This is a genomic window from Micromonospora sp. BQ11 (genome assembly GCF_052068135.1).
Classification (GTDB): domain Bacteria; phylum Actinomycetota; class Actinomycetes; order Mycobacteriales; family Micromonosporaceae; genus Micromonospora.
The window spans coordinates 131,182-150,917 of sequence record NZ_JBQHDB010000017.1 but is presented as its reverse complement, the minus strand read 5'-3'; the positions used below and the strand labels follow the sequence as shown (position 1 = coordinate 150,917).

Annotated in this window: 16 protein-coding genes; 8 read left to right on the top strand and 8 right to left on the bottom strand. The window is 72.7% G+C overall.

The window, feature by feature from the left end:
* Positions 1 to 55: 55 nt before the first annotated feature.
* On the bottom strand, positions 56 to 2,977 hold the full coding sequence (locus tag ACTMSW_RS28065; protein ID WP_441183726.1) for a ricin-type beta-trefoil lectin domain protein: 2,922 nt from the start codon (positions 2,975 to 2,977) through the stop codon (positions 56 to 58).
* Between the two features lie 276 nt (positions 2,978 to 3,253).
* Here ACTMSW_RS28065 and ACTMSW_RS28060 point away from each other — a divergent pair, with 276 nt between their 5' ends.
* Positions 3,254 to 4,627, top strand: a complete 1,374-nt coding sequence (locus ACTMSW_RS28060; RefSeq protein ID WP_441183725.1) for a glycoside hydrolase family 6 protein — start codon at positions 3,254 to 3,256, stop codon at positions 4,625 to 4,627.
* A gap of 61 nt (positions 4,628 to 4,688) precedes the next feature.
* Here the strand turns inward: ACTMSW_RS28060 and ACTMSW_RS28055 are convergent, their stop codons facing one another.
* On the bottom strand, positions 4,689 to 5,468 hold the full coding sequence (locus ACTMSW_RS28055) for a glucose 1-dehydrogenase (protein WP_441183724.1): 780 nt from the start codon (positions 5,466 to 5,468) through the stop codon (positions 4,689 to 4,691).
* Positions 5,465 to 7,315 (bottom strand): glycoside hydrolase family 15 protein, encoded by a 1,851-nt coding sequence (locus ACTMSW_RS28050; RefSeq protein ID WP_441183723.1) that lies wholly within the window; start codon positions 7,313 to 7,315, stop codon positions 5,465 to 5,467. Before ACTMSW_RS28050 ends, ACTMSW_RS28055 begins: the two co-directional genes overlap by 4 nt.
* Before the next feature lie 108 nt (positions 7,316 to 7,423).
* Between ACTMSW_RS28050 and ACTMSW_RS28045 the strand changes: the two genes are divergently transcribed.
* Positions 7,424 to 8,011 (top strand): general stress protein, encoded by a 588-nt coding sequence (locus ACTMSW_RS28045; RefSeq protein WP_441183722.1) that lies wholly within the window; start codon positions 7,424 to 7,426, stop codon positions 8,009 to 8,011.
* A 46-nt stretch (positions 8,012 to 8,057) separates the two neighbouring features.
* Here ACTMSW_RS28045 and ACTMSW_RS28040 read toward each other — a convergent pair whose 3' ends face one another.
* Entirely contained in the window at positions 8,058 to 8,645 is a 588-nt protein-coding gene (locus ACTMSW_RS28040) for a DUF1684 domain-containing protein (protein WP_441183720.1), read from the bottom strand.
* A gap of 147 nt (positions 8,646 to 8,792) precedes the next feature.
* Between ACTMSW_RS28040 and ACTMSW_RS28035 the strand changes: the two genes are divergently transcribed.
* Both ACTMSW_RS28035 and ACTMSW_RS28030 read left to right on the top strand, forming a co-directional pair.
* Complete coding sequence (locus tag ACTMSW_RS28035) at positions 8,793 to 9,284, top strand: MarR family winged helix-turn-helix transcriptional regulator (protein WP_441183718.1); 492 nt, start codon at positions 8,793 to 8,795, stop codon at positions 9,282 to 9,284.
* A 1-nt stretch (position 9,285) separates the two neighbouring features.
* A complete protein-coding gene (locus tag ACTMSW_RS28030; RefSeq protein ID WP_441183717.1) occupies positions 9,286 to 10,272 on the top strand; it encodes a pirin family protein in 987 nt (328 codons plus the stop codon).
* A 122-nt stretch (positions 10,273 to 10,394) separates the two neighbouring features.
* On the opposite strand, the gene ACTMSW_RS28025 is transcribed toward ACTMSW_RS28030, so the two are convergent.
* Positions 10,395 to 10,523, bottom strand: a complete 129-nt coding sequence (locus ACTMSW_RS28025; RefSeq protein WP_357031685.1) for a hypothetical protein — start codon at positions 10,521 to 10,523, stop codon at positions 10,395 to 10,397.
* A 146-nt stretch (positions 10,524 to 10,669) separates the two neighbouring features.
* On the opposite strand from ACTMSW_RS28025, the gene ACTMSW_RS28020 reads away from it, so the two are divergent.
* Entirely contained in the window at positions 10,670 to 12,259 is a 1,590-nt protein-coding gene (locus tag ACTMSW_RS28020; RefSeq protein ID WP_441183716.1) for a phospholipase D family protein, read from the top strand.
* On the opposite strand, the gene ACTMSW_RS28015 is transcribed toward ACTMSW_RS28020, so the two are convergent.
* Positions 12,208 to 12,963, bottom strand: coding sequence for a hypothetical protein (locus tag ACTMSW_RS28015; protein ID WP_441183715.1), 756 nt, complete (start codon positions 12,961 to 12,963; stop codon positions 12,208 to 12,210). The genes ACTMSW_RS28020 and ACTMSW_RS28015 overlap by 52 nt on opposite strands.
* Before the next feature lie 364 nt (positions 12,964 to 13,327).
* On the opposite strand from ACTMSW_RS28015, the gene ACTMSW_RS28010 reads away from it, so the two are divergent.
* Together ACTMSW_RS28010 and hrpB are read left to right on the top strand one after the other, a co-directional pair.
* The gene (locus ACTMSW_RS28010) at positions 13,328 to 14,158 is read left to right on the top strand and encodes a SigB/SigF/SigG family RNA polymerase sigma factor (RefSeq protein WP_441183714.1); all 831 of its coding nucleotides are present in this window, start codon (positions 13,328 to 13,330) and stop codon (positions 14,156 to 14,158) included.
* A 125-nt stretch (positions 14,159 to 14,283) separates the two neighbouring features.
* Positions 14,284 to 16,827, top strand: a complete 2,544-nt coding sequence (gene hrpB / locus ACTMSW_RS28005) for an ATP-dependent helicase HrpB (protein WP_441183751.1) — start codon at positions 14,284 to 14,286, stop codon at positions 16,825 to 16,827.
* Positions 16,828 to 16,839: 12 nt separating this feature from the next.
* Here hrpB and ACTMSW_RS28000 read toward each other — a convergent pair whose 3' ends face one another.
* On the bottom strand, positions 16,840 to 17,838 hold the full coding sequence (locus ACTMSW_RS28000) for an aldo/keto reductase (protein WP_441183713.1): 999 nt from the start codon (positions 17,836 to 17,838) through the stop codon (positions 16,840 to 16,842).
* Positions 17,839 to 17,964: 126 nt separating this feature from the next.
* On the opposite strand from ACTMSW_RS28000, the gene ACTMSW_RS27995 reads away from it, so the two are divergent.
* Positions 17,965 to 18,816, top strand: coding sequence for a helix-turn-helix domain-containing protein (locus ACTMSW_RS27995; protein WP_441183712.1), 852 nt, complete (start codon positions 17,965 to 17,967; stop codon positions 18,814 to 18,816).
* 118 nt (positions 18,817 to 18,934) lie between these two features.
* Here the strand turns inward: ACTMSW_RS27995 and ACTMSW_RS27990 are convergent, their stop codons facing one another.
* Positions 18,935 to 19,660, bottom strand: a complete 726-nt coding sequence (locus ACTMSW_RS27990; RefSeq protein WP_441183711.1) for a PP2C family protein-serine/threonine phosphatase — start codon at positions 19,658 to 19,660, stop codon at positions 18,935 to 18,937.
* Positions 19,661 to 19,736: the final 76 nt, after the last annotated feature.

The following is a 19,736-nucleotide window of genomic DNA, read 5'->3' as shown; positions in this document are numbered from 1 at the left end:
TAAGAAGGGCCCCTTCCTCTGCACTAGGCGTTAAGAAAGGGCCCTTCCTTTCATCTCAGGGGAGCGTCCAGGTTTGCGCTGCGGTGCCGTTGCAGTCGTAGATCTGCAACTGGCGGCCGTCGGTGGTGACCGAGCCGGGGATGTCCAGGCACCGACCGGACTGCGGGTTGCGCAGACTGCCGTTGGGCTGGACGGTCCACTGCTGAGCCCCGGTGCCGTTGCAGTCGTACAGCTGGACCAGGCTGCCGTTGGCGGTGCCGCTGCTCTTGACGTCCAGGCACTTGTTCAGGCCCCGGATCGTGCCGTCACCGGGCAGCGTCCACTGCTGCGCCCCGGTGCCGTTGCAGGTCCAGATCTGCACCTTCGTGCCGTTGGCGGTCTGGCTGGAGGCGATGTCCACGCACTTGCCGAGGGCCTTGATCTCCCCGGTGCGGGACCCGCCGGTGCCGGTGCCGACGCCGGGCCCGGTGAACGTGTAGCTGTCCACGTCGAGGAGCGCCCCGCTGCCGCCGGTGAAGACCAGGTACAGGTCGTGGGTGCCGTCGTCGGGCTTCGTCACCGTGGCGCTGACCTCGGTGTAGGAGTCCCATCCGCCGGTGTTCGGCACGGTCAGCCGGGCGACCTCGGGGCCGGTCGGCGAGTCGTACCGGAAGGAGACCGTGCCGCCGGCACCGCCGGAGGACACCCGCGCCTTGACCCCGGTGATGCCCTTGAGGCTGACCGCGTGGTGGCGGACGTTCTCCCCGTTCTGGATGTCACCGAGCCGCTTGCCGCCCTCGGCGGCGGACTGGTCGATCACCCTCGGGCCGTTGAGCGCCACGTAGTGCTCGGCCTGCCACTGCTTCGGGTAGAGGCTGATCTCCTTCTCGCCGGTCAGCGCCACCGACCCGGTCGCGCCGGAGTCGGTGTAACTGCCGCGCAGCACGAAGAAGAGCACCGAGTCCGGACCGGCGTGCACCGGGCCGGTGTTGAAGGTGGCGCCGCAGCCGGTGCCCTGCCCCTCCTCGTGGGCGTGCTCCTGGTGCCCGAGCGCCGCCCGGACCACCACGGCGGAGCAGGCCGGGGTGCCGTCCTGCGGGTCGCTGGCCGAGGCGGAGACGGTCAGGTCCTGCCCCCAGTCGAAGAGGCCACCCGCCGGCAGCCCGCTCAGGGTCACCGTCGGCCGGTTGTTGCCGACGACGATCGGCACCGTGGTGGTGCCGCTGCGTCCGGTGCCGTCGCTGACGGTCAGCCGGGCGTTGAAGCTGCCGTTCGAGGTGTACGTGAACGACGGGTTGGCCGCCGTAGAGTCGACGCTGCCGTTGTCGGTGAAGTCCCAGGCGTACGAGAGCGGGTCGCTGTCGGGGTCGGAGCTGCCGGCGCTGGAGAAGGTCACCGCGAGTGGCGCCAGGCCGTTGTCCTTGTTCACCGAGGCCTTGGCCACCGGCGACCGGCCACCCTGCACGTAGTTGATTTTGTAGAGTCCGGCGTCGGTGGCGCCGGAGAACCAGCCGCTGCCGTACTCCAGCAGGTAGAGCGAGCCGTCCGGGCCGAACTCCGCGTCGATCGGGTGCACGAAGGACATCCCCGACAGCACCGGCTCGATCACGGTCGGGGCGCCGGTGGCGGGGTTGCCGCTGTCGAACTGGACCTCCTTGATCCAGTTACGGCAGTACTCCGAGATCAGCAACTTGTTGTCGTAGTAGGCGGGCCACTTGACGTCGGAGTTCAGGTTCGCGTCGTAGTGGTAGACCTCGGTGTGGGCCGGCGAGCCGCAGCCGCCCGGGTTGTCCAACGCCGGCCAGTCCTCGCTGCCACCGTGCTGCTCCCACACCAGGGCGGGCTTGGTCGGCGGGAGCTGGTTGAGGCCGGTGTTGCGGGGCGAGTCGTTGACCGGGCCGGTCGACCCGCCGCAGGGGAACCAGCCGCGCGGCGCGTTGGCGGCGAAGTCCCAGTCGTTGTACGCGACGTTCGGCCCGCCGCAGTACGGCCAGCCGTAGTTGCCGGGGCCGGTGGCCCGGTTGAACTCGTCGTACGCGGCCGGCCCCCGGTTGGCGACGTCGGCGCCCGCGTCCGGCCCGACCTCGCCCCAGTAGAGGGTGTTGCCGGCCTTGCGGTCGACCCAGATCCGGTACGGGTTGCGCACCCCCATCACGTAGATCTCCGGGCGGGTCTTCGCGGTGCCCACCGCGAAGAGGTTGCCCGACGGGATGGTGTAGCTGCCGTCGCTCTCCGGGTGGATCCGGTTGATCTTCCCGCGCAGGTCGTTGGTGTTGCCGGAGGTGCGCTGCGCGTCGTACTGCGGGTTGCGGGTGGTCCGCTCGTCGATCGGCGCCATGCCGGCGGAGTCGCCGCCGGAGTTGGTGTTGTCGCCGACGGCGAAGTAGAGGTTGCCGGCGGAGTCCCAGCTCATCGAGCCGGCGGAGTGGCAGCACAGGTCGCGCTCGGTGGGCCACTCGATGAGCATGTCCTCGCTGGCCGGGTCGATCAGCAGCGTCGAGGGGTTGAAGGTGAACCGGGAGATCCGGTTGACCAGCGGGGTCACCTTGGGCGAGTAGAAGAGGTACACCCAGCGGTTGGTGGCGAAGTTCGGGTGCAGGGTGATGCCGATCAGCCCGTCCTCGTAGCGCGCGTCGAGGGCCAGGGTGAGCGCCACGGTGGTGGTCTTCGTCGCCGGGTTGTAGAGGCGGACCTGTCCGCCGCCGTTGGTGGTGCCCCGGTTGATGTAGAAGACCTTGCCGTCGGGGGCGACGGCCAGCTCGATCGGCTCGCCCATGGTGAGCCCGCCGTCGAGGGCGACCTTTTCGAAGCCGCTGGTGGCCGGTGGTGCGAGCGCCACGACGGCGGCCTCCGCGGTGGTACGCGCGGGTGCCTCGGCGGGTGCGGGGTGGCCGCCGGCGTGGCCGGGGTGGGCGGCGGCGGGCGGTGCCCCGACCGGGGCGAGGGCGGTGAGCAGGACGGTGGCGACGACCAGCAGTCGACGCGGGACAGGGGACACGAGACCTCCAGGGGTGGCGATCTCGGTGCCGCTCCCGCCGACTGGAGGAGCACCGGGTGGTGGTGCCCAGACATTAACGCCTTTCACTTGTCACGGACAGAACTTCGCACCGAAAAATCGAAAGTTGTCCACGCGATACGGGAAAGCTCGTCCGGCTCGGGTGGTTTGTCGCCACCGCGGCCGGGAGGTCTTCACAACACCGCGACCGCCCCGTAGTTTGGCCACGGTAATGGGAGCGCTTCCAGCGGCATCCCTCGATGATGGGAAGTGACTGACATGAGACGCAGACCGGCCCTCGCCGCGGCCGCCGCCACGTCGGCGTTGACCGCCGCCACCGCCCTCGCCCTGGTTCACGCGCCGGCGGCCGTCGCGGCCGACTCCACCTTCTACGTCGACCCGGCCACCGCCGCGGCCGGCTGGGTCGCCGCCAACCCCGGTGACCCCCGCGCCGCCGTGATCCGGGACCGGATCGCCACCGTGCCGCAGGGTCGCTGGTTCACCCGCACCAACACCTCGACCGTACGCGCCGAGGTGGACGCCCTGGTCGGAGCGGCCGCCGCGGCCGGGAAGGTGCCGATCCTGGTCGTCTACAACATCCCCAACCGGGACTGCAGCGGCGCGAGCACCGGCGGGGCCCCGGACCACGCCACCTACCGGCAGTGGGTCGACCAGGTGGCAGCCGGCCTGAACGGGCGTCCGGCGACCATCGTGCTGGAGCCGGACGTGCTGCCCCTGATGACCACCTGCCAGAACGCCGCCCAGCAGGCCGAGACGAAGGCCTCCATGGCGTACGCAGGCAAGAAGCTCAAGGCCGCCTCGTCGCAGGCCCGCGTCTACTTCGACGCCGGGCACTCGGCGTGGCTGTCGCCGAGCGAGGCGGCGTCCCGGCTGCTCGGCGCCGACATCGCCAACAGCGCGGACGGCATCTCCTTGAACGTCTCCAACTACCGGCGCACCGCCGACGAGGTCGCGTACGCCAAGGCGATCATCGCGGCGACCGGCGTGTCCCGGCTGAAGGCGGTCGTCGACACCAGCCGCAACGGCAACGGACCGGCCGGCTCGGAATGGTGCGACCCGACCGGCCGGGCCATCGGCACGCCCAGCACCACCGCCACCGGCGATGCCGCCATCGATGCGTTCCTCTGGGTCAAGCTGCCCGGCGAGTCCGACGGCTGCATCGCGCCGGCCGGCCAGTTCGTCCCCCAGCGGGCATACGACCTCGCGATCGCGGCCGGACCGGTGCCGACGACGAGCGCCCCGACGACCGCACCGCCCACCACCGCACCGCCGACGACCGCACCGCCCACCACCGCACCGCCGACCACTCCCCCGCCGGCCGGCGGCTGCGCGGTCCGGTACACCCCGAACGCCTGGACCGGCGGCTTCACCGCCGAACTGCGGGTGACCAACAACGGCGCCGCGCTCAACGGCTGGACGTTGACCTTCGCGCCCGGGGCCGGCGTCCGGCTGACCAACGGGTGGAACGGCGACTGGACCCAGTCCGGTGATCGGATCACCGTCCGCAACGCCACCTGGAACGGCAGCCTGGCCAGCGGCGCCACCACCAGCGTCGGCTTCCAGGGCACCTTCACCGGGAGCACCCTGCCCGCCTTCGGCGGGTGGACGCTCAACGGCACCGCCTGCTCCTGACCGCCAGCAAACCGCCGGGCCCGTCGTCGGACGACGACGGGCCCGGCGCGTCACGACGCGGTCAGGCGCCCTGCCCCTGGTTCTGCATCAGGCCACCGTCCATGAAGTACGTCGAGCCGGTCACGTAGTCGGCGTCGTCGCTGGCCAGGAAGACCGCCAGCTTGGCGATCTCGCCGGGCTCCGCGGCACGCTTCCACGGGATGCTCTGCACCTGCTCCTCCAGGTACTCCGGATTGTCGATCGCCTCCTGGTTGAACGGGGTCAGCACCATCCCCGGCCCGATGTTGTTGACGTTCATGCGCATCGGGGCGACCTCCAACGCGAGGCTCTTGGCCAGCTCCAGCATGCCGCCCTTGCTGGAGTCGTAGTCCGAGCCGCCGGCCCGAGCCACCTCCTGGTGAACGGAGGTGATGTTGATGATCTTCCCCTGGCCGCCCTCGTCGCGGCGGTGCCGCACGAACCGCCGACAGCAGAAGAACATCCCGTACAGGTTGGTGCGGATGCACCGGTCCCAGGTCTCGGTGTCCAGATCGGCCACCGGGATGCCCGAGGCGTCCACGCCGGCGTTGTTCATGAGGATGTCCAGCCGGCCGAACGCGGTCAGCGCCTCGTCGAACATCGCCTCGACCTGGTGCTCGACGCTGATGTCACCCTGCACCACGACGGCCCGCTGGCCGGTCTTCTCGATCTCGGCCTTCGTGTGGTTCGCCCCGGCGTGGTCGTGCAGGTAGTGCACCACCACGTCGGCGCCCTCCCGGCCGAACTCGATGGCCGTGGCCTGTCCGATACCCGAGTCCGAGCCGGTGATCAGGGCGGTCATCCCGGTCAGGCGTCCGGTCATGAGCGTGCTCCTTCCGTCCGTCCCGTACCGGCCGGCACGGGTTGCCGCGGTCGCCCCGCGGCGCGGTGCCGCTCCACGGCCTCGGTGAGGAGGCCGGCGGCGTTGATCAGGCCGATGTGGGAGAACGCCTGCGGGAAGTTCCCCAGGTGCTCCCCGGTGACCTGGTCGATCTGTTCGGCGTACAGGCCCAGGTCGTTGACCCGGCCGGCGAGCTGCGCGAACAGGTCGCCGGCCCGGTCCACCTCACCGGCCAGGGCAAGGCACCCGACCAGCCAGAACGAGCAGATGACGAAACCCGCCGGATCGTCGTCCCAGCGGCGCAGCAGGCCGCCACGGGACAGGCGGCGTTCCACGACGTCCATCGTCGAGCGCATCCGCTCGTCGTCGGCGGGCAGGAAACCCACCAGCGGCATCATCAGGACCGACGCGTCCAGCCTGTCGGATTCGAACGCCCCGGCGTACGCGCCGAGCCGCTCGTTCCAGCCCCGGTCGAGCACCGCCTCCCGGACCTCGTCGCGGGCCGCCGCCCAGCGGGCCACGTCGGACGGCTCACCGAGCCGGGGACCGAAGCGCACCGCCCGGTCCAGCGCCGTCCAGCACTGCACCTTCGACGAGACGTAGTGGCGTTCGGCGTCCCGGGCCTCCCACATGCCGGCGTCCGGCAGCCGCCAGGTGACGGTCGCCTGGTCAGCCAGCGAGCGCAGCAGGTGCCGCACGTCGGGCATCATCGGGTCGAGGTAGTGCCGCATGAGCCAGGCCGCGTCGAGGACCTCGCCCAGCACGTCGCTCTGCCGCTGCTTCCAGGCGTCGTTGCCGACGAAGACCGGCCGGCTGTCGGCGTACCCGGGGAGATGGTCGAGGGTGTGCTCGGTGAGGTCCCGCTCGCCCTGGACGCCGTACATGATGGGCACCGGCTCGTCACCGATCCGGCCCATCGCCCGCCCCACCCAGGAGAACTGCCGATCGGCCTCGTCCGGGCAGGCCGCGCGCCACAGCGCCTGGAGGGTGAGGCTGAAGTCCCGCACCCAGACGAAGCGGTAGTCGTAGTTGCGGTCGCCGCCCAGCTCCTCGGGCAGCGAGGTGGTCGCCGCCGCGACGATTCCACCGCTGGGCCCGTAGGTCATCCCCTGCACGACGAGGGCGCTGCGCCGGACCTCGTCGCGGAACAGCCCACGGTAATGGTCCCGGTGCAGGTCCGCCCAGGAGCGCCAGCCGGCGACCGCGTCGGCGACCACCCGGTCGGCATCGGGAAGGTGTGGCGGCGCCGCGTCGTAGGTCGGCGCGTACCCCAGGGTGAACCGGTACGTCTCACCGGCCCGCACCGTGAACGTCGCCGAGGCGTCCCCTTCGCCGAGGGTCAGCGGCACGTCGCCGCGCAGGCTCAGGTGGCAGGCGCCGGCGGTCGCGCCGATCACCCCGTCGGTCTCCACCAGGTACGCCATGACCCGTCCGTACTCGAACCGGGGCCGGTAGTCCAGCCGCACCGGCACCTCTCCGGACAGGCCCTCCACCATCCGCCCCAGCACGCGCGGTGAGCGCAGGCCGATGTCGTGGCCCCGCGCACCGGGTTCCAGCGCGAGCGCGTCGGTGACCGCCACCGTTCCCTGCCCGGTGGTGAAGACGGTCCGCAGCACGAGCGTGCCGTCCAGGTAGGACCGGTCGGTGGTGAAGGATCCCACCGGCTGGATCGACCAGTGCCCCGCGTCGTCGCCGAGCAGCCGGCCGAAGACCGACGGCCCGTCGAACCGTTCCGGACACCACCAGTTGACCGACCCGGCCCGGTCCACCAGGACGGCGCTGCGTCCGTCGGCCAGGAAGCCGTGCTCGCTGATCCTCCCGCTGTCCACGGCGGTGCCTACCCGGGCCGCAGGGGCGACATTCCCGCAATGACCGGTGACCGGGCGTTACCGCCCGACGAGCGGGGGAACATCCGTGGTCGACGAAGGGGGATGCTCATGACCACACCGTCGAGTCCGACCTCGGCCTGGCGGCCCGGCATGTCGGGCGGCGACACCCTCCCGTCCGGTCCCGCGGGACGCCCGGCCGCGCCGCGCGGCGACGGGCACGGCCCGGAGACCGGTCCACCCACCGTGACCATCGGGTCGTACCCGGACTATCCGTCCGCGCAGCGGGTGGTCGACCACCTCGCCGACAACCGGTTCCCGGTGGAGCACACGGCGATCGTCGGCACGAACCTCACCCTGGTGGAGACCGTCCTCGGCCGGATGACCACGGCTCGCGCGGCCCTCGTGGGTGCCGGCAGCGGCGCCTGGTTCGGTCTCTTCATCGGGCTGCTGTTCGGCATCTTCACCGTCGGCAACTGGATCGCGGTGATCCTGGTCGGCCTGGTCATCGGTGCCATCTGGGGCGCGGTCTTCGGGGCGGTCGCGCACGCGATGACCGGTGGCCGGCGGGACTTCACCTCGGCCAGTTCCCTGCGCGCCGGCCAGTACGCCGTCACGGTGGACGCCCAGTTCGCCGAGCAGGCCCGGCAGTTGCTGGGCCGACTGCACCTGGGCGCCGGCCAGGCGAGCGGCCGCTGACCCGCGCAGCTCACGGCCGCTCCGGCAGCACGCCGGGGCGGCCGTCTCACGCGTGGTACGCCTGCTCCCCCGCCCGCAGGGCGACGTCCACCCGGTTCTCCGGCGGGGCCAGCGGGCAGGCCCAGCGGGAGTCGTACGCGCAGGACGGGTTGTACAGGTAGTTGGCGTCCAGCCGCACCCGGTCGCCGGACAGCACGGTCAGCCCCCGACCGAAGGTGCCCTTGACCGTGTCGGTCAGGTACCGGCCGCCCCCGTACGTGCCGTCGCCGCAGGTCGCGTCGCGTAGGGGCACGAACAGCCCGCCCCCGTACGCCTCGATCCACCACAGGGTCAGCGGACCCCACGGCGTCTCCGCGACCGCGACCCGGCGGTACCGGACGACCCCGTCCGGACCGCCGGTGTCGATGCTCCCGGTGCCCGACGCCGGACGTAGCGGCGCCTCGACCACCGCCTCCGGGTCCGGCGGGTAGTAGGGCAGGCCGGTGAACCCGACCCGCTCGCCGGCCGGCAACGGGCTCTGCGGGTGGGAGCGGAACAACTCGTCCCGGGCCGCCCGGAATCCGGTCAGGTCCGCGTCGGAGAGGTACAGCCGGGCGACCCGCTCCCGCCAGTCGAGCAGTTGGAGATCGTCCACCTGTCGACCCTATCGCCGGCTGCGGTCCGCGCGTCGACGGACATGTACTTCAAAGTCGAAAGTCCGACTTACGCGGTGCGTGGCGCGTGCCGAGCGGCCCACTCGACGGCACTTGTTAAATTTTGAAAGAGTGCTACTCTTGGGCACGTGACCGAGAGCCTGGACCCGGACCGACTGACCGCCTGGCGGGCCTACATCGAGGCCAGCCAGCGACTGTTCACCCAGTTGGAGGAGGACCTGCGCGTCGCGAGCGAGCTGAGCTTCGCCGACTACCACGTGCTGGTGCTGCTCTCCGAGGCGCCGGGCCAGCGGCTGCGGATGGGCGAGCTGGCCAGCCGCCTGGTGTTCTCGCCGAGCCGGCTGACGTACCAGATCTCGTCCATGCAGAAGCGGGGCCTGGTCGCCAAGGAGTCCTGTCCGGCGGACCGCCGGGGCAGCGAGGCGGTGCTGACCGCCACCGGGCTGCTCACCCTGCGCGAGACCGCGCCGCACCACCTCGCGTCGGTCCGTACCCACCTGATGGACGACCTCGACGACACCGAGGTCGCCTACCTCACCCGGATCTTCGAACGGCTCGGCCGGCGCCTGCGCGCCGAGCGGGACGCGTCGACCCTCACCAGCGACAGCCAAGGAGCCTGAGATGCCCGCGATCACCGTCGACAACGTCCTCGTCCTGCCCCGCCTGCCCCGGCTCGACGAGTCCACCACCTTCCGGCCGGTTCGCCGGCTGACCACGGCCCCGAGCGGCTACGAGGGCGAGGGCTTCCCGGTCCGCAAGGCCTTCGCCGGGGTGCCGATGAGCGAACTCGACCCGTTCGTCATGCTCGACCAGATGGGCGAGGTGGACTACGCGCCGGGCGAGCCCAAGGGCACCCCCTGGCACCCGCACCGCGGCTTCGAGACCGTGACCTACATCATCGACGGCATCTTCGACCACCAGGACACCCACGGTGGCGGCGGCACCATCACCGACGGCGACACGCAGTGGATGACGGCCGGCAGCGGCCTCCTGCACATCGAGGCGCCGCCGGAGCACCTGGTGATGAGCGGCGGGCTCTTCCACGGCACGCAGCTCTGGGTCAACCTGCCCCGGGTCGCCAAGATGACCGCCCCGAAGTACCAGGACATCCGCGGCCGGGAGTCGACGCTGCTGACCACCCCGGACGGCGGTGCGCTGATCCGCGTGATCGCGGGTGAGATCGCCGGGCACCAGGGTCCGGGCTCGACCCACACCCCGATCAGCATCACGCACGTCACGGTGCAGCCCGGCGCCCAGGTCGACCTGCCGTGGAACCCGGACTTCAACGCCCTGGTGTACGTCCTGGGCGGTCGGGGCACGGTGGGCACCGAGCGCCGGCCCTTCCACACCGGCCAGCTCGCGGTGCACGGCCCGGGTGACGCGCTGCGGTTCGCCGCCGACGCCCACCAGGACAGCAACACCCCGGCGTTGGACCTCTACATCATGGGTGGACAGCCGATCCGGGAGCCCGTGGCGCACTACGGCCCGTTCGTGATGAACACCCGCGACGAGCTGGTCCAGGCGTTCGAGGACTTCCAGGCCGGCAAGCTCGGCGTCATCCCCGCCGAGCGCCTGCCGCACACCGACGGGCAGGGCTCCCGCCCCTGACCGTGCGAGGCCGAGCAACGGTGGGCGCCCCGATCCGTCGGGGCGCCCACTGACGCGTTAAGAAGGGGCCCTTCCTCTACCGCAGGCGTTAACGGGGGGCCCTTCCTTACCGGCGGGCCCGGTTAGGAGACGGCGAATATGCCGGCCACGCCGAGGATCACCATCACCAGGACGGCTACCACCGCACCCCGCTCCCCCTCCACCGCCTGCTCGCGGTACTCGGTCACGGAGTTCGTCGTCTCGCCGGGCATGGTGTGGCCTCCTCGCGTTTGCGCGTCGTCGTCGGATGGGTATCGCCGGGGGGCAGCCGTCCAGGTCACCGTGGTGCCGACGGCGCACGAACCCTCGGCGAGGGTCGTACCGTGAGGACGTCGTAGACCTCAGGAGGGCTGGACCGTTGGCGCTGCAGGAGTGGTTCCTCTCTGCGGGCGAACGCGCCAACCCACGGTCCGAGTTACCCGTCTGGACCAGCGGAAACCTTGCCGAGCCGTTAATTCACGGTGCCGCGTACTTCGACCGGCTGGTGGACGAGGTGCAGGCGTTGGAGGCCGGCGACCACCTCTTCTTCACCGACTGGCGGGGTGACCCGGACCAGCGGATGCGACCCGACGGGCCCACCGTCGCCCAACTGTTCGCCCAGGCCGCGCAGCGCGGTGTGGTGGTCAAGGGGCTCGTCTGGCGGTCCCACCTCGACGTTCTCGCGTACAGCGAGGATGAGAACCGGAACCTGAGCGAGACGATCTCCGCCGCCGGCGGCGAGGTGCTGCTCGACCAGCGGGTGCGCCGGGGCGGCTCGCACCACCAGAAGCTGGTGGTGCTGCGCCACCCGCGCGCGCCGGAGCGGGATGTCGCCTTCGCCGGCGGTATCGACCTGTGCCACAGCCGCCGCGACGACGCCGACCACGCCGGTGACCCGCAGGCCGTGGTGATGTCCGCCCGGTACGGCGACCACCCGCCCTGGCACGACGTACAGCTCATGGTGCGCGGCCCGGCGGTCGGGGCCCTGGACACCAGCTTCCGGGAGCGGTGGACCGACCCGATGCCGCTGGACTCGGAGAACCCGCTGGCGTACGTGCGGGACCGCCTGCGCGGCGCGGACCTGCGCCCGGACCCGCTGCCCGACCAGCCACCGGCTCCGCCGCCCTGCGGCCCGCACCACATCCAGGTGCTGCGCACCTACCCGGCCGTCCGGCCCCGGTACTCGTTCGCGCCCGACGGCGAGCGGACGGTGGCCCGGGGTTACACCAAGGCGGTCCACCGGGCCCGCCGGCTGATCTACCTGGAGGACCAGTACCTCTGGTCGACCGAGGTGGCGGACCTCTTCGCGCAGTCCCTGCGGGACAACCCGGACCTGCACCTCGTCGCGGTGGTCCCCCGTTACCCGGACGTGGACGGCCGGCTCGCGCTGCCCCCGAACACGGTCGGCCGCGAGCAGGCGCTGTCCCTGTGCGAGAAGGCCGCCCCGGACCGGGTGCACGTCTTCGACGTGGAGAACCCGGCCGGCCAGCCGGTGTACGTGCACGCCAAGGTCTGCGTGGTCGACGACGTCTGGGCGAGCGTGGGCAGTGACAACTTCAACCGCCGGTCCTGGACCCACGACAGCGAGCTGTCCTGTGCGGTGCTCGACGACACCCGTGACGAGCGGGCACCCCTCGACCCGGCCGGGCAGGGCGACGGCGCGCGGGTCTTCGCCCGCGACCTGCGTCTGCGCCTGCTGCGTGAGCACCTGGACCGTGACCCGGCCGGCAGCCAGGACGACGACCTGCTCGACCCGGCCGACGCGGTCGCGGCGGTGGTCGGGGCGGCCGACGAGCTGCAACGGTGGTACGACTCCGGGCAGCGGGGTCCCCGACCACCGGGCCGGCTGCGGCCACACCGGCCGGAGCGGTTGCCCTGGTACACCCGGGCGTGGGCGTTGCCGGTGTACCGGCTGGTCTACGACCCGGACGGCAGGCCGCTGCGGGCCCGGCGCGCCGGCACCTGGTGAGCGGCCGGGCCGACCTGCGCCGGCACCGTCGCGCTCCGGTGCACGCCGAGACCGCCCGGGTAGGCGAACGAGGCCCGTGGGGAGTAGAAGCCGTACGGGATGGTCAGCGGGTTCTCCGGCCGCAGGGCGTAGACGGGGTGCGTCGGGTCGAGGAACTCCACCGACTCGATCACGAACGGGTCGACCGGCTCCGCGACGTACGGGTAGACCGCGCTGAGCAGTTCGCCGTCGCGGGCGGTGAAGTACCGGTGGTGGCCGCTGCTGATCGTCCGGCCGGCCTCGCCGACCTGGCAGCGGGCCCGGATCAGCGGAACGCCGCCGATCTCGGTCTGGGAGACCAGGAATCCCCGCTCCGTCTCGATGGTGGTATGCCCCAGCACGGCCGGGGCGCCACGGGCCGCCGCGTACGCCCGCACCCGCTCGCTGGAGGTCACGTACGTCGTCCACCAGCCTCCGGGGCTGTCCCCGCCGGGAGCGTCCACTCCACTCAACGAGACCCCGATGTACGTCAGGGAGTACGCCCCGAAGCCGGAGGTCTGCGACTCGTCGTCGACGACGTACTGGTTGAGGAAGACCTGGCGGTCCGCTCGGGGAGTCAGCCCCGCCGGCACCAGCGCCGCGACCGCGTCGTGGTCCGCCGGCAGCCAGCTGAAGAAGAGCGTGCGGCTGTTGACGACCAGCTGGGGCAGGGCGGGGTCGAGCACGGGGCCTCCGAATGAGTGGTACCCGCGACGCTACGGCTGGTCCCGTCCACGGGACAACGACGGAAAGTCGACACCCGCGACCTCTTATCCGAGGCCACGGGGGCCACCCGGCCGAGCGTCACCGACCAACCGGAGGGGTCCATCCGTTGTCCGGACGACGCGGGGAAGCCGTTAGCGGGGTCACAATCGAGGGGTAGTTTGTCCTTTTCACGTTCTTGCTGGCCGAAAATCACTTAAGTACATCGTACTTTCGGCTAGATTTTGGCGAGACGATCAGGCTAAGGTGACTCCCGAACGGACATCTGAAGCTAAACCAAAGCGTCACGTCTTTTTATCCGCGGACGAGGTGCAGGGAGGACCACCCATGACCGCGCCAACGATCAGCGAGCAGGCGAGCAAGGCCGTGCAGAGCACCACCACCGAGAAGCTGGACCCGCGCGCGCTCACCGACAGCGCCGCCGACCTGCTGAACGCGATGGCGGCGCTGCCGACCAACCACCCGTCCCGCGCCGCCCTGCGGGACAAGGCGATCGAGGCCTGGCTGCCGCTCGCCAACCACCTGGCCCACCGCTACAGCGGTCGTGGCGAGCCCACGGACGACCTCGCCCAGACCGCCGCCGTCGGCCTCATCAAGGCCATCGACAAGTTCGACCCGTCGCGCGGCGTCGACTTCGCCGGCTACGCGATCCCGACCATCATCGGGGAGCTCAAGCGCCACTTCCGGGACCGCACCTGGGACATCCGGGTGCCGCGCCGCCTGCAGGAGCTGCGGCTGGCCATCTCGGACGCGAACAGCTCGCTGCTGCAGACGCTGGGCCGCTCCCCGACGGTCGCCGACATCGCCGCCCACCTCAAGCTGACCGAGGAAGAGGTCCTGGAGGGCCTGGAGGGCGCCCGCGCCTACAACGCGGTGTCGCTGTCCACCCCGACCGGCGACGGCGACCGGGCCACCGAGCTGGGCGACATGCTCGGCGGCGAGGACGGCGAGTTCGAGCTGGCCGAGCTGCGCGTCGCCCTCGGCCCGGCGCTGGCCACCCTCGACGAGCGTGAGCAGAAGATCCTCACCCTCCGCTTCTACGGCAACCTGACCCAGTCGCAGATCGCCGAGCAGATCGGCGTCTCGCAGATGCACGTCTCCCGGCTGCTGGCCCGTGCGCTGACCAAGCTGCGGGGGCAGCTGGACGGCACGTACTAAGGCTGGACCGCGCGTACCAGGGGTGGTGGAACGATGGCCGGGCCGGCGGGCCCGGCCATCGTCGCGTCCGCGCCCGTGCGGAAGGGGCACCCCGCCGGCGGGTCGGTGCGGTGCGAGACTGGGCCGTGCTCTCCGACGTGTCCCTCGACCTGCCCGTACGGCCCGTGCTGCCGGCGCTGGTCGCGGCGCTGCGGTCGGCCGGCGCCGGGGTCCTGGTGGCACCGCCGGGCACCGGCAAGACCACCCTCGCTCCCCTGGCGGTCGCCGACGAGGTGACCGGTCGGGTGCTGGTCGCCCAACCACGCCGGATCGCCGCCCGCGCCGCCGCGCACCGGATGGCCGCCCTGCTGGGCGAGCGGGTCGGCGAACGGGTCGGGTACGCGGTCCGGGGTGAACGGCGGTCCGGCCCCCGGACCCGAGTCGAGGTGGTCACCACCGGTCTGCTGGTCCGACGGCTGCACCACGACCCGGAGCTGACCGGCACCGGGGCGGTGCTGCTCGACGAGGTCCACGAACGCCAGCTCGACGCCGATCTCGCGCTCGCCTTCGCCGTGGAGGCACGGTCCGCGCTGCGCCCGGACCTGTGGCTGCTGGCGATGTCGGCGACCCCGGAGGCGGACCGGTTCGCCGCCCTGCTCGGCGGGGACGGCCCGCCGGCTCCGGTCGTGCGGGCGTCCTCGGCGCTGCACCCGGTGACCCGCATCTGGGCACCGCCGCCCCGCCCGGTCGCGGCACCGGCCGGCCGGCCGGTCGACCGGGGGCTCCTCGACCACGTCGCGGCCACCGTCCGGCGGGCGCTGCGGGAGCGCGACGGTGACGTCCTGGTCTTCCTGCCCGGCGCCGGGGAGATCGCCGCCGTCGCCGGCCGGCTGGCCGACCTGCGCGCCGAGGTGGCGGTCCTGCCGCTGCACGGCCGTCAGCGCGGCGCCGACCAGGACGCGGCACTGCGCCCGGCCGACCGGCGGCGCGTGGTGCTGGCGACCGCGGTGGCGGAGAGCAGCCTCACCGTGCCGGGTGTGCGGGTGGTGGTCGACGCGGGGCTGTCCCGGGTGGCCCGGATGGACCTGGCCCGGGGCCTGGGCGCGCTGGTCACCGTGCCGGTGTCCCGGGCGGCGGCCACACAGCGTGCCGGCCGGGCCGGCCGGGAGGCGCCCGGGTACGTGTACCGGTGCTGGTCGCCGGCCGTCCACGAGCGGCTGCCCGCCCAGCCGGAACCGGAGATCGCCACCGCCGACCTGACCGGGTTCGCCCTCGAACTGGCCGCCTGGGGCGCACCGGACGGCGCCGGGCTCGCCCTGCCCGACCCGCCGCCTCCGGCGGCGATGACGGTGGCCCGCGAGACGCTGCGCACGATCGGGGCGGTGGACCCCGACGGCCGGATCACCGACCGGGGTCGGGCCGTCGTCGCCGCCGGGGCGCATCCGCGCCTGGCCCGGGCCCTGCTCGACGGTGCCGACCGGGTGGGCCCGGAGCGGGCCGCCGAGGTGGTCGCGCTGCTGGCCGAGGAGGGCGTGACCGGGCCCGGTGACGATCTGACGGCCGCGTGGCGCCGGCTCCGCGCGGGTGTCGACCCGGTGGCCACGGCCCGCTGGCGCGCGGAGGTACGTCGCCTGCGCGCCGCCCTGCCCCCGGCGGCGCACACCTCGCCGCATGGCGCCGGGGGCGCCACCGCCCGGGGTGCCGCCCCGCTGACCGACGACCTGGCGGCCGGGCTGCTGGTCGGTCTGGCGTACCCGGAACGGCTGGCCCGGGTGCGGCGGCCGGGCGGCTCGGCGTACCTGATGAGTGGCGGGACCGCCGCGGAGCTGGCGGCCGGTTCGGGCCTGGCGGGCGCGGACTGGCTGGCCGTCGCGGTGGCGGACCGCTCCCCCGGAGCGCCGACCGCGCGGGTCCGCCTGGCCACGCCGGTGGACGAGGCGACCGCGCGGGAGGCGGGCGGACCACTGCTGCGGGAGGTACGCGAGGTGGCGTGGTCCGGTGCGGACGTGGTGGCCCGGGAGGTGGTCCGGCTCGGCGCGGTCGAGCTGGTCGAGCGCCCCCTGGATCCGGCCCCGGCCGAGGTGTCGGCGGCGCTCCTGGACGGCCTGCGGCGTACCGGCGTGGGGTTGCTCACCTGGACGCCGGCGGCGCGGGCGCTACGGGAGCGGTTGGCCTTCTGCCGGCGCGCCCTCGGCGACGGCTGGCCGGAGGTGGACGACGCGGCGCTCGTCGACGCCGCGCCGGTCTGGCTCGGGCCAGAGCTGGCCACCGCCCGGCGCCGGGCGGACCTGGCCAGGGTCGACGTCGCCGCGGCCCTGCGCCGGCTGCTGCCCTGGTCGGTGGCGGCCCGCCTGGACGAGCTGGCGCCCGAGCGGATCACCGTGCCCAGCGGGTCCCGGGTCCGGGTCGACTACGCCGATCCGGACGCTCCGGTGCTCGCGGTGAAGCTCCAGGAGACCTTCGGCTGGCGCGACGCGCCCCGGGTGGGCGACGGTCGGGTACCGGTGCTGCTGCACCTGCTCTCCCCCGCCGGCCGGCCGGTCGCGGTCACCGCCGACCTGGCGTCGTTCTGGCGCACCGGCTATCCCCAGGTACGCGCGGAGCTGCGCGGTCGCTACCCGCGTCACCCCTGGCCGGAGGACCCGACCGGAGCCACCCCGACCCGGCACGCCACGCCCCGCCGCCGCTAGGTCGCCCCGCCGCTAGTTGCCCACGCCGAGAGTGCGCATCATCGCGCTCGGGTAGCGGTCGCCGCGGGCCGCGCCCGGCGGGACCGCCTTCTCGATCTCCGCGAGATCGTCCGCGGTGAGCGTGAGGTCCACCGCGGGCAGGGCCTCGGCCAGCCGCTCGCGGGTGCGGGCGCCGACCAGCGGGACGATCGCGTCGTCCTGGGCCGCGACCCAGGCGATCGCCAGCTGGGCGACCGAACAGTCCTTCGCGTCCGCCATCCGGCGCAGCGCGTCGACCAGGGCGAGGTTGTGCTCCAGGTTCTCGGCGGAGAAGCGCGGGCTGGAGGCGCGGAAGTCGCCGGGGCCGGGGGCGCGGGAGGCGTTCCAGTGCCCGGAGATCAGGCCGCGGCTCAGGACGCCGTACGCCGTCATGCCGATGCCGAACTCACGCAGGGTCGGCAGGACGTCGTCCTCCACCGCCCGGGAGATCAGCGAGTACTCGATCTGCAGGTCGGCGATCGGGTGCACGGCGTGGGCCCGGCGGACCGTCTCGGCGTCGACCTCGGAGAGGCCGACGTGCCGCACGTACCCGGCGTCGATCATCTCCTTGACGGCACCGACGGTGTCCTCGATCGGCACCGCCGGGTCCAGCCTGGCGGGGCGGTAGATGTCGATGTGGTCGGTGCCCAGCCGGTTCAGCGAGTAGGCCAGGAAGTTCCGGATCGCCTCCGGCCGGGTGTCCACACCGCCGAACGACATGTCCGGCGCCCGCAGGGCGCCGAACTTGACGCTCAGCACGTAGCTGTCCCGGTCGCGGCCGCGCAGTGCCTCGGCGAGCAGCATCTCGTTGTGCCCCATGCCGTAGAAGTCACCCGTGTCGATCAGCGTCACGCCGGCGTCCAGCGCCGCGTGCACGGTGGCGATGCTCTCCGTGCGGTCGGCCGCGCCGTAGACACCGCCCGACATGCCCATCGCGCCGAGGCCCAGCGCCGAGACGGTCGGTCCGGTACGCCCCAGGTTTCGTGTCCGCATCGTGTCTCCATCCTCGTGGCTGTCGACATCCATCCTGTGCCGGCCACGGGAGACGCGGGAGCGGAGCGCTCATCGTGGGAGCGCGGCTCCCTGGTTCGGCATCGCCTTCCGAGGGACCATGACGTCATGCACCGTGCCGACCTCGCCGCTTTTCTGCGCCGCCGCCGGGAGATGGTCCGTCCCGGCGACGTGGGCCTGGCCGACGGCCCGCGCCGGCGCACCACGGGTCTGCGCCGGGAGGAGGTGGCCCTGCTCGCCGGCATGTCGGTGGACTACATCGTTCGCCTGGAGCAGGGCCGAAGCAGTCAGCCGTCCACGCAGTTGCTGGGCGCGCTGGCCCGTGCCCTGCGGCTGTCCGACGACGAGCGCGCCTACCTGTTCCACCTGGCCGGCCATCAGCCGCCGCCCGCCGAGGGCACCGCCCGGCTGGCCCGCGCCGGGCTGCTGCGCATGCTCGACCTGCTCGGGGACACTCCGGCCACCGTCCTGTCCGACCTGGGCGAGACTCTCGCCCAGAACCACAGCTCGATGTTGCTGCTCGGTGATGACACCGGTCACTCCGGCGACCGGCGCTACCACGTGTACCGGTGGTTCACCGACCCCGCGGCCCGCGCCGTCTATCCGCCCGAGGATGCGGAGCACCACGCGCGGGTGATCGTCGCCGACCTGCGCGCCGTCTCCGGACGCCGGCACGGCGACCCCACCGTGGCCCGCCTCTTCCAGCGGTTGCAGGCCGAGAGCGCCGACTTCCGCCGGCTGTGGGCCGAGCACGAGGTGGCGGTCCGACGCGCCGACCGCAAGACCGTCGTGCATCCCCGGGTCGGCCGGGTGCGGGTGGACTGCGAGACGTTGACGACGCCGGACCAGAGGCAGAAGTTGCTGGTCCTGACCCCGACCGACGCCGAGTCCCGCGAACGGCTGGACCTACTGCGGGTCGTCGGCCTGGAGGATTTCCCGGCGGGCACACCCGCTCGGTGAGACCGGGCGGACGCGTCGCGACGGCCCCCGCCACCGGGCCACCGAGGGCCCGGCCGGGATGTCCCCGGCCCGGGCGGACCTGCCACGGGGACGAGGCGGTGCCGACGCCGCGCGGGGACTACTCCTGCACCACGTCGGCGACGACGACGGTGATGTTGTCCGGGCCGCCGGCCCGCAGCGCCAGGTCGATGAGCTTGCGGACGCACTCGCCGGCCTCCGGGTGGGTGGCGAGCACCTCGGTGAGGGTGTCCGGGCGGACGACGTTGGACAGGCCGTCGCTGCACAGCAGCCACCGGTCGCCGGCCCGGGGCACCATCGTGGCGTAGGAGGGGTTGACGTCGTCGCCCTGCAACGCCTGGGTGACCACGGCACGCCGGGGATGGCTGCTCGCCTGGTCGGCGGTGATGACCCCCTGGTCGACGAGCATCTGCACGAACGTGTCGTCGCGGGTGACCTGCTTCAGCACCCCCTCCCGGTACAGGTAGGCCCGGGAGTCCCCGACATGGGCGAGGGCCAGGCAACTGCCGGTGCGGGCGAAGAGCAGGGCGGTCAGCGTGGTGCCCATGCCCTGCCGCTCGGGGTCCTCGGCGACCGCCTGGCGGATGCGCGCGCTGGCCTGGTGGATGGCGCTCTGCAACGCGGCGACGAGAGCGTCCTCGGGGGTCTCCACGTCCAGCGGAGCGATCGTGTCGATCGCGATGGCGCTGGCCAGGTCGCCGGCCGCCATCCCGCCCATGCCGTCGGCGACGGCGACGAGCCAGGCTCCGGCGTGCAGGGCGTCCTGGTTGCCGCTGCGGATCAGCCCACGGTCGCTCGTTCCCACGGAACGCAGCTTCAGGGTCATGGGAGGCAGCCTGCCAGGCGGAGGGTCGAGTTGTCTCTAGGAGATCAGGATCGAGCCCGCCGGGCGCGGCGAATCT

What these genes read in the sequence shown, in the direction of transcription:
- ACTMSW_RS28060 (WP_441183725.1), top strand. Translation starts at nt 3,254, where the DNA reads ATGAGACGCAGACCGGCCCTCGCCGCGGCCGCCGCCACGTCGGCGTTG.
- ACTMSW_RS28055 (WP_441183724.1), bottom strand. Translation starts at nt 5,468, where the DNA reads ATGACCGGACGCCTGACCGGGATGACCGCCCTGATCACCGGCTCGGAC.
- ACTMSW_RS28045 (WP_441183722.1), top strand. Translation starts at nt 7,424, where the DNA reads ATGACCACACCGTCGAGTCCGACCTCGGCCTGGCGGCCCGGCATGTCG.
- ACTMSW_RS28030 (WP_441183717.1), top strand. Translation starts at nt 9,286, where the DNA reads ATGCCCGCGATCACCGTCGACAACGTCCTCGTCCTGCCCCGCCTGCCC.
- ACTMSW_RS28025 (WP_357031685.1), bottom strand. Translation starts at nt 10,523, where the DNA reads ATGCCCGGCGAGACGACGAACTCCGTGACCGAGTACCGCGAGCAGGCG.
- ACTMSW_RS28010 (WP_441183714.1), top strand. Translation starts at nt 13,328, where the DNA reads ATGACCGCGCCAACGATCAGCGAGCAGGCGAGCAAGGCCGTGCAGAGC.
- ACTMSW_RS28000 (WP_441183713.1), bottom strand. Translation starts at nt 17,838, where the DNA reads ATGCGGACACGAAACCTGGGGCGTACCGGACCGACCGTCTCGGCGCTG.
- ACTMSW_RS27995 (WP_441183712.1), top strand. Translation starts at nt 17,965, where the DNA reads ATGCACCGTGCCGACCTCGCCGCTTTTCTGCGCCGCCGCCGGGAGATG.
- ACTMSW_RS27990 (WP_441183711.1), bottom strand. Translation starts at nt 19,660, where the DNA reads ATGACCCTGAAGCTGCGTTCCGTGGGAACGAGCGACCGTGGGCTGATC.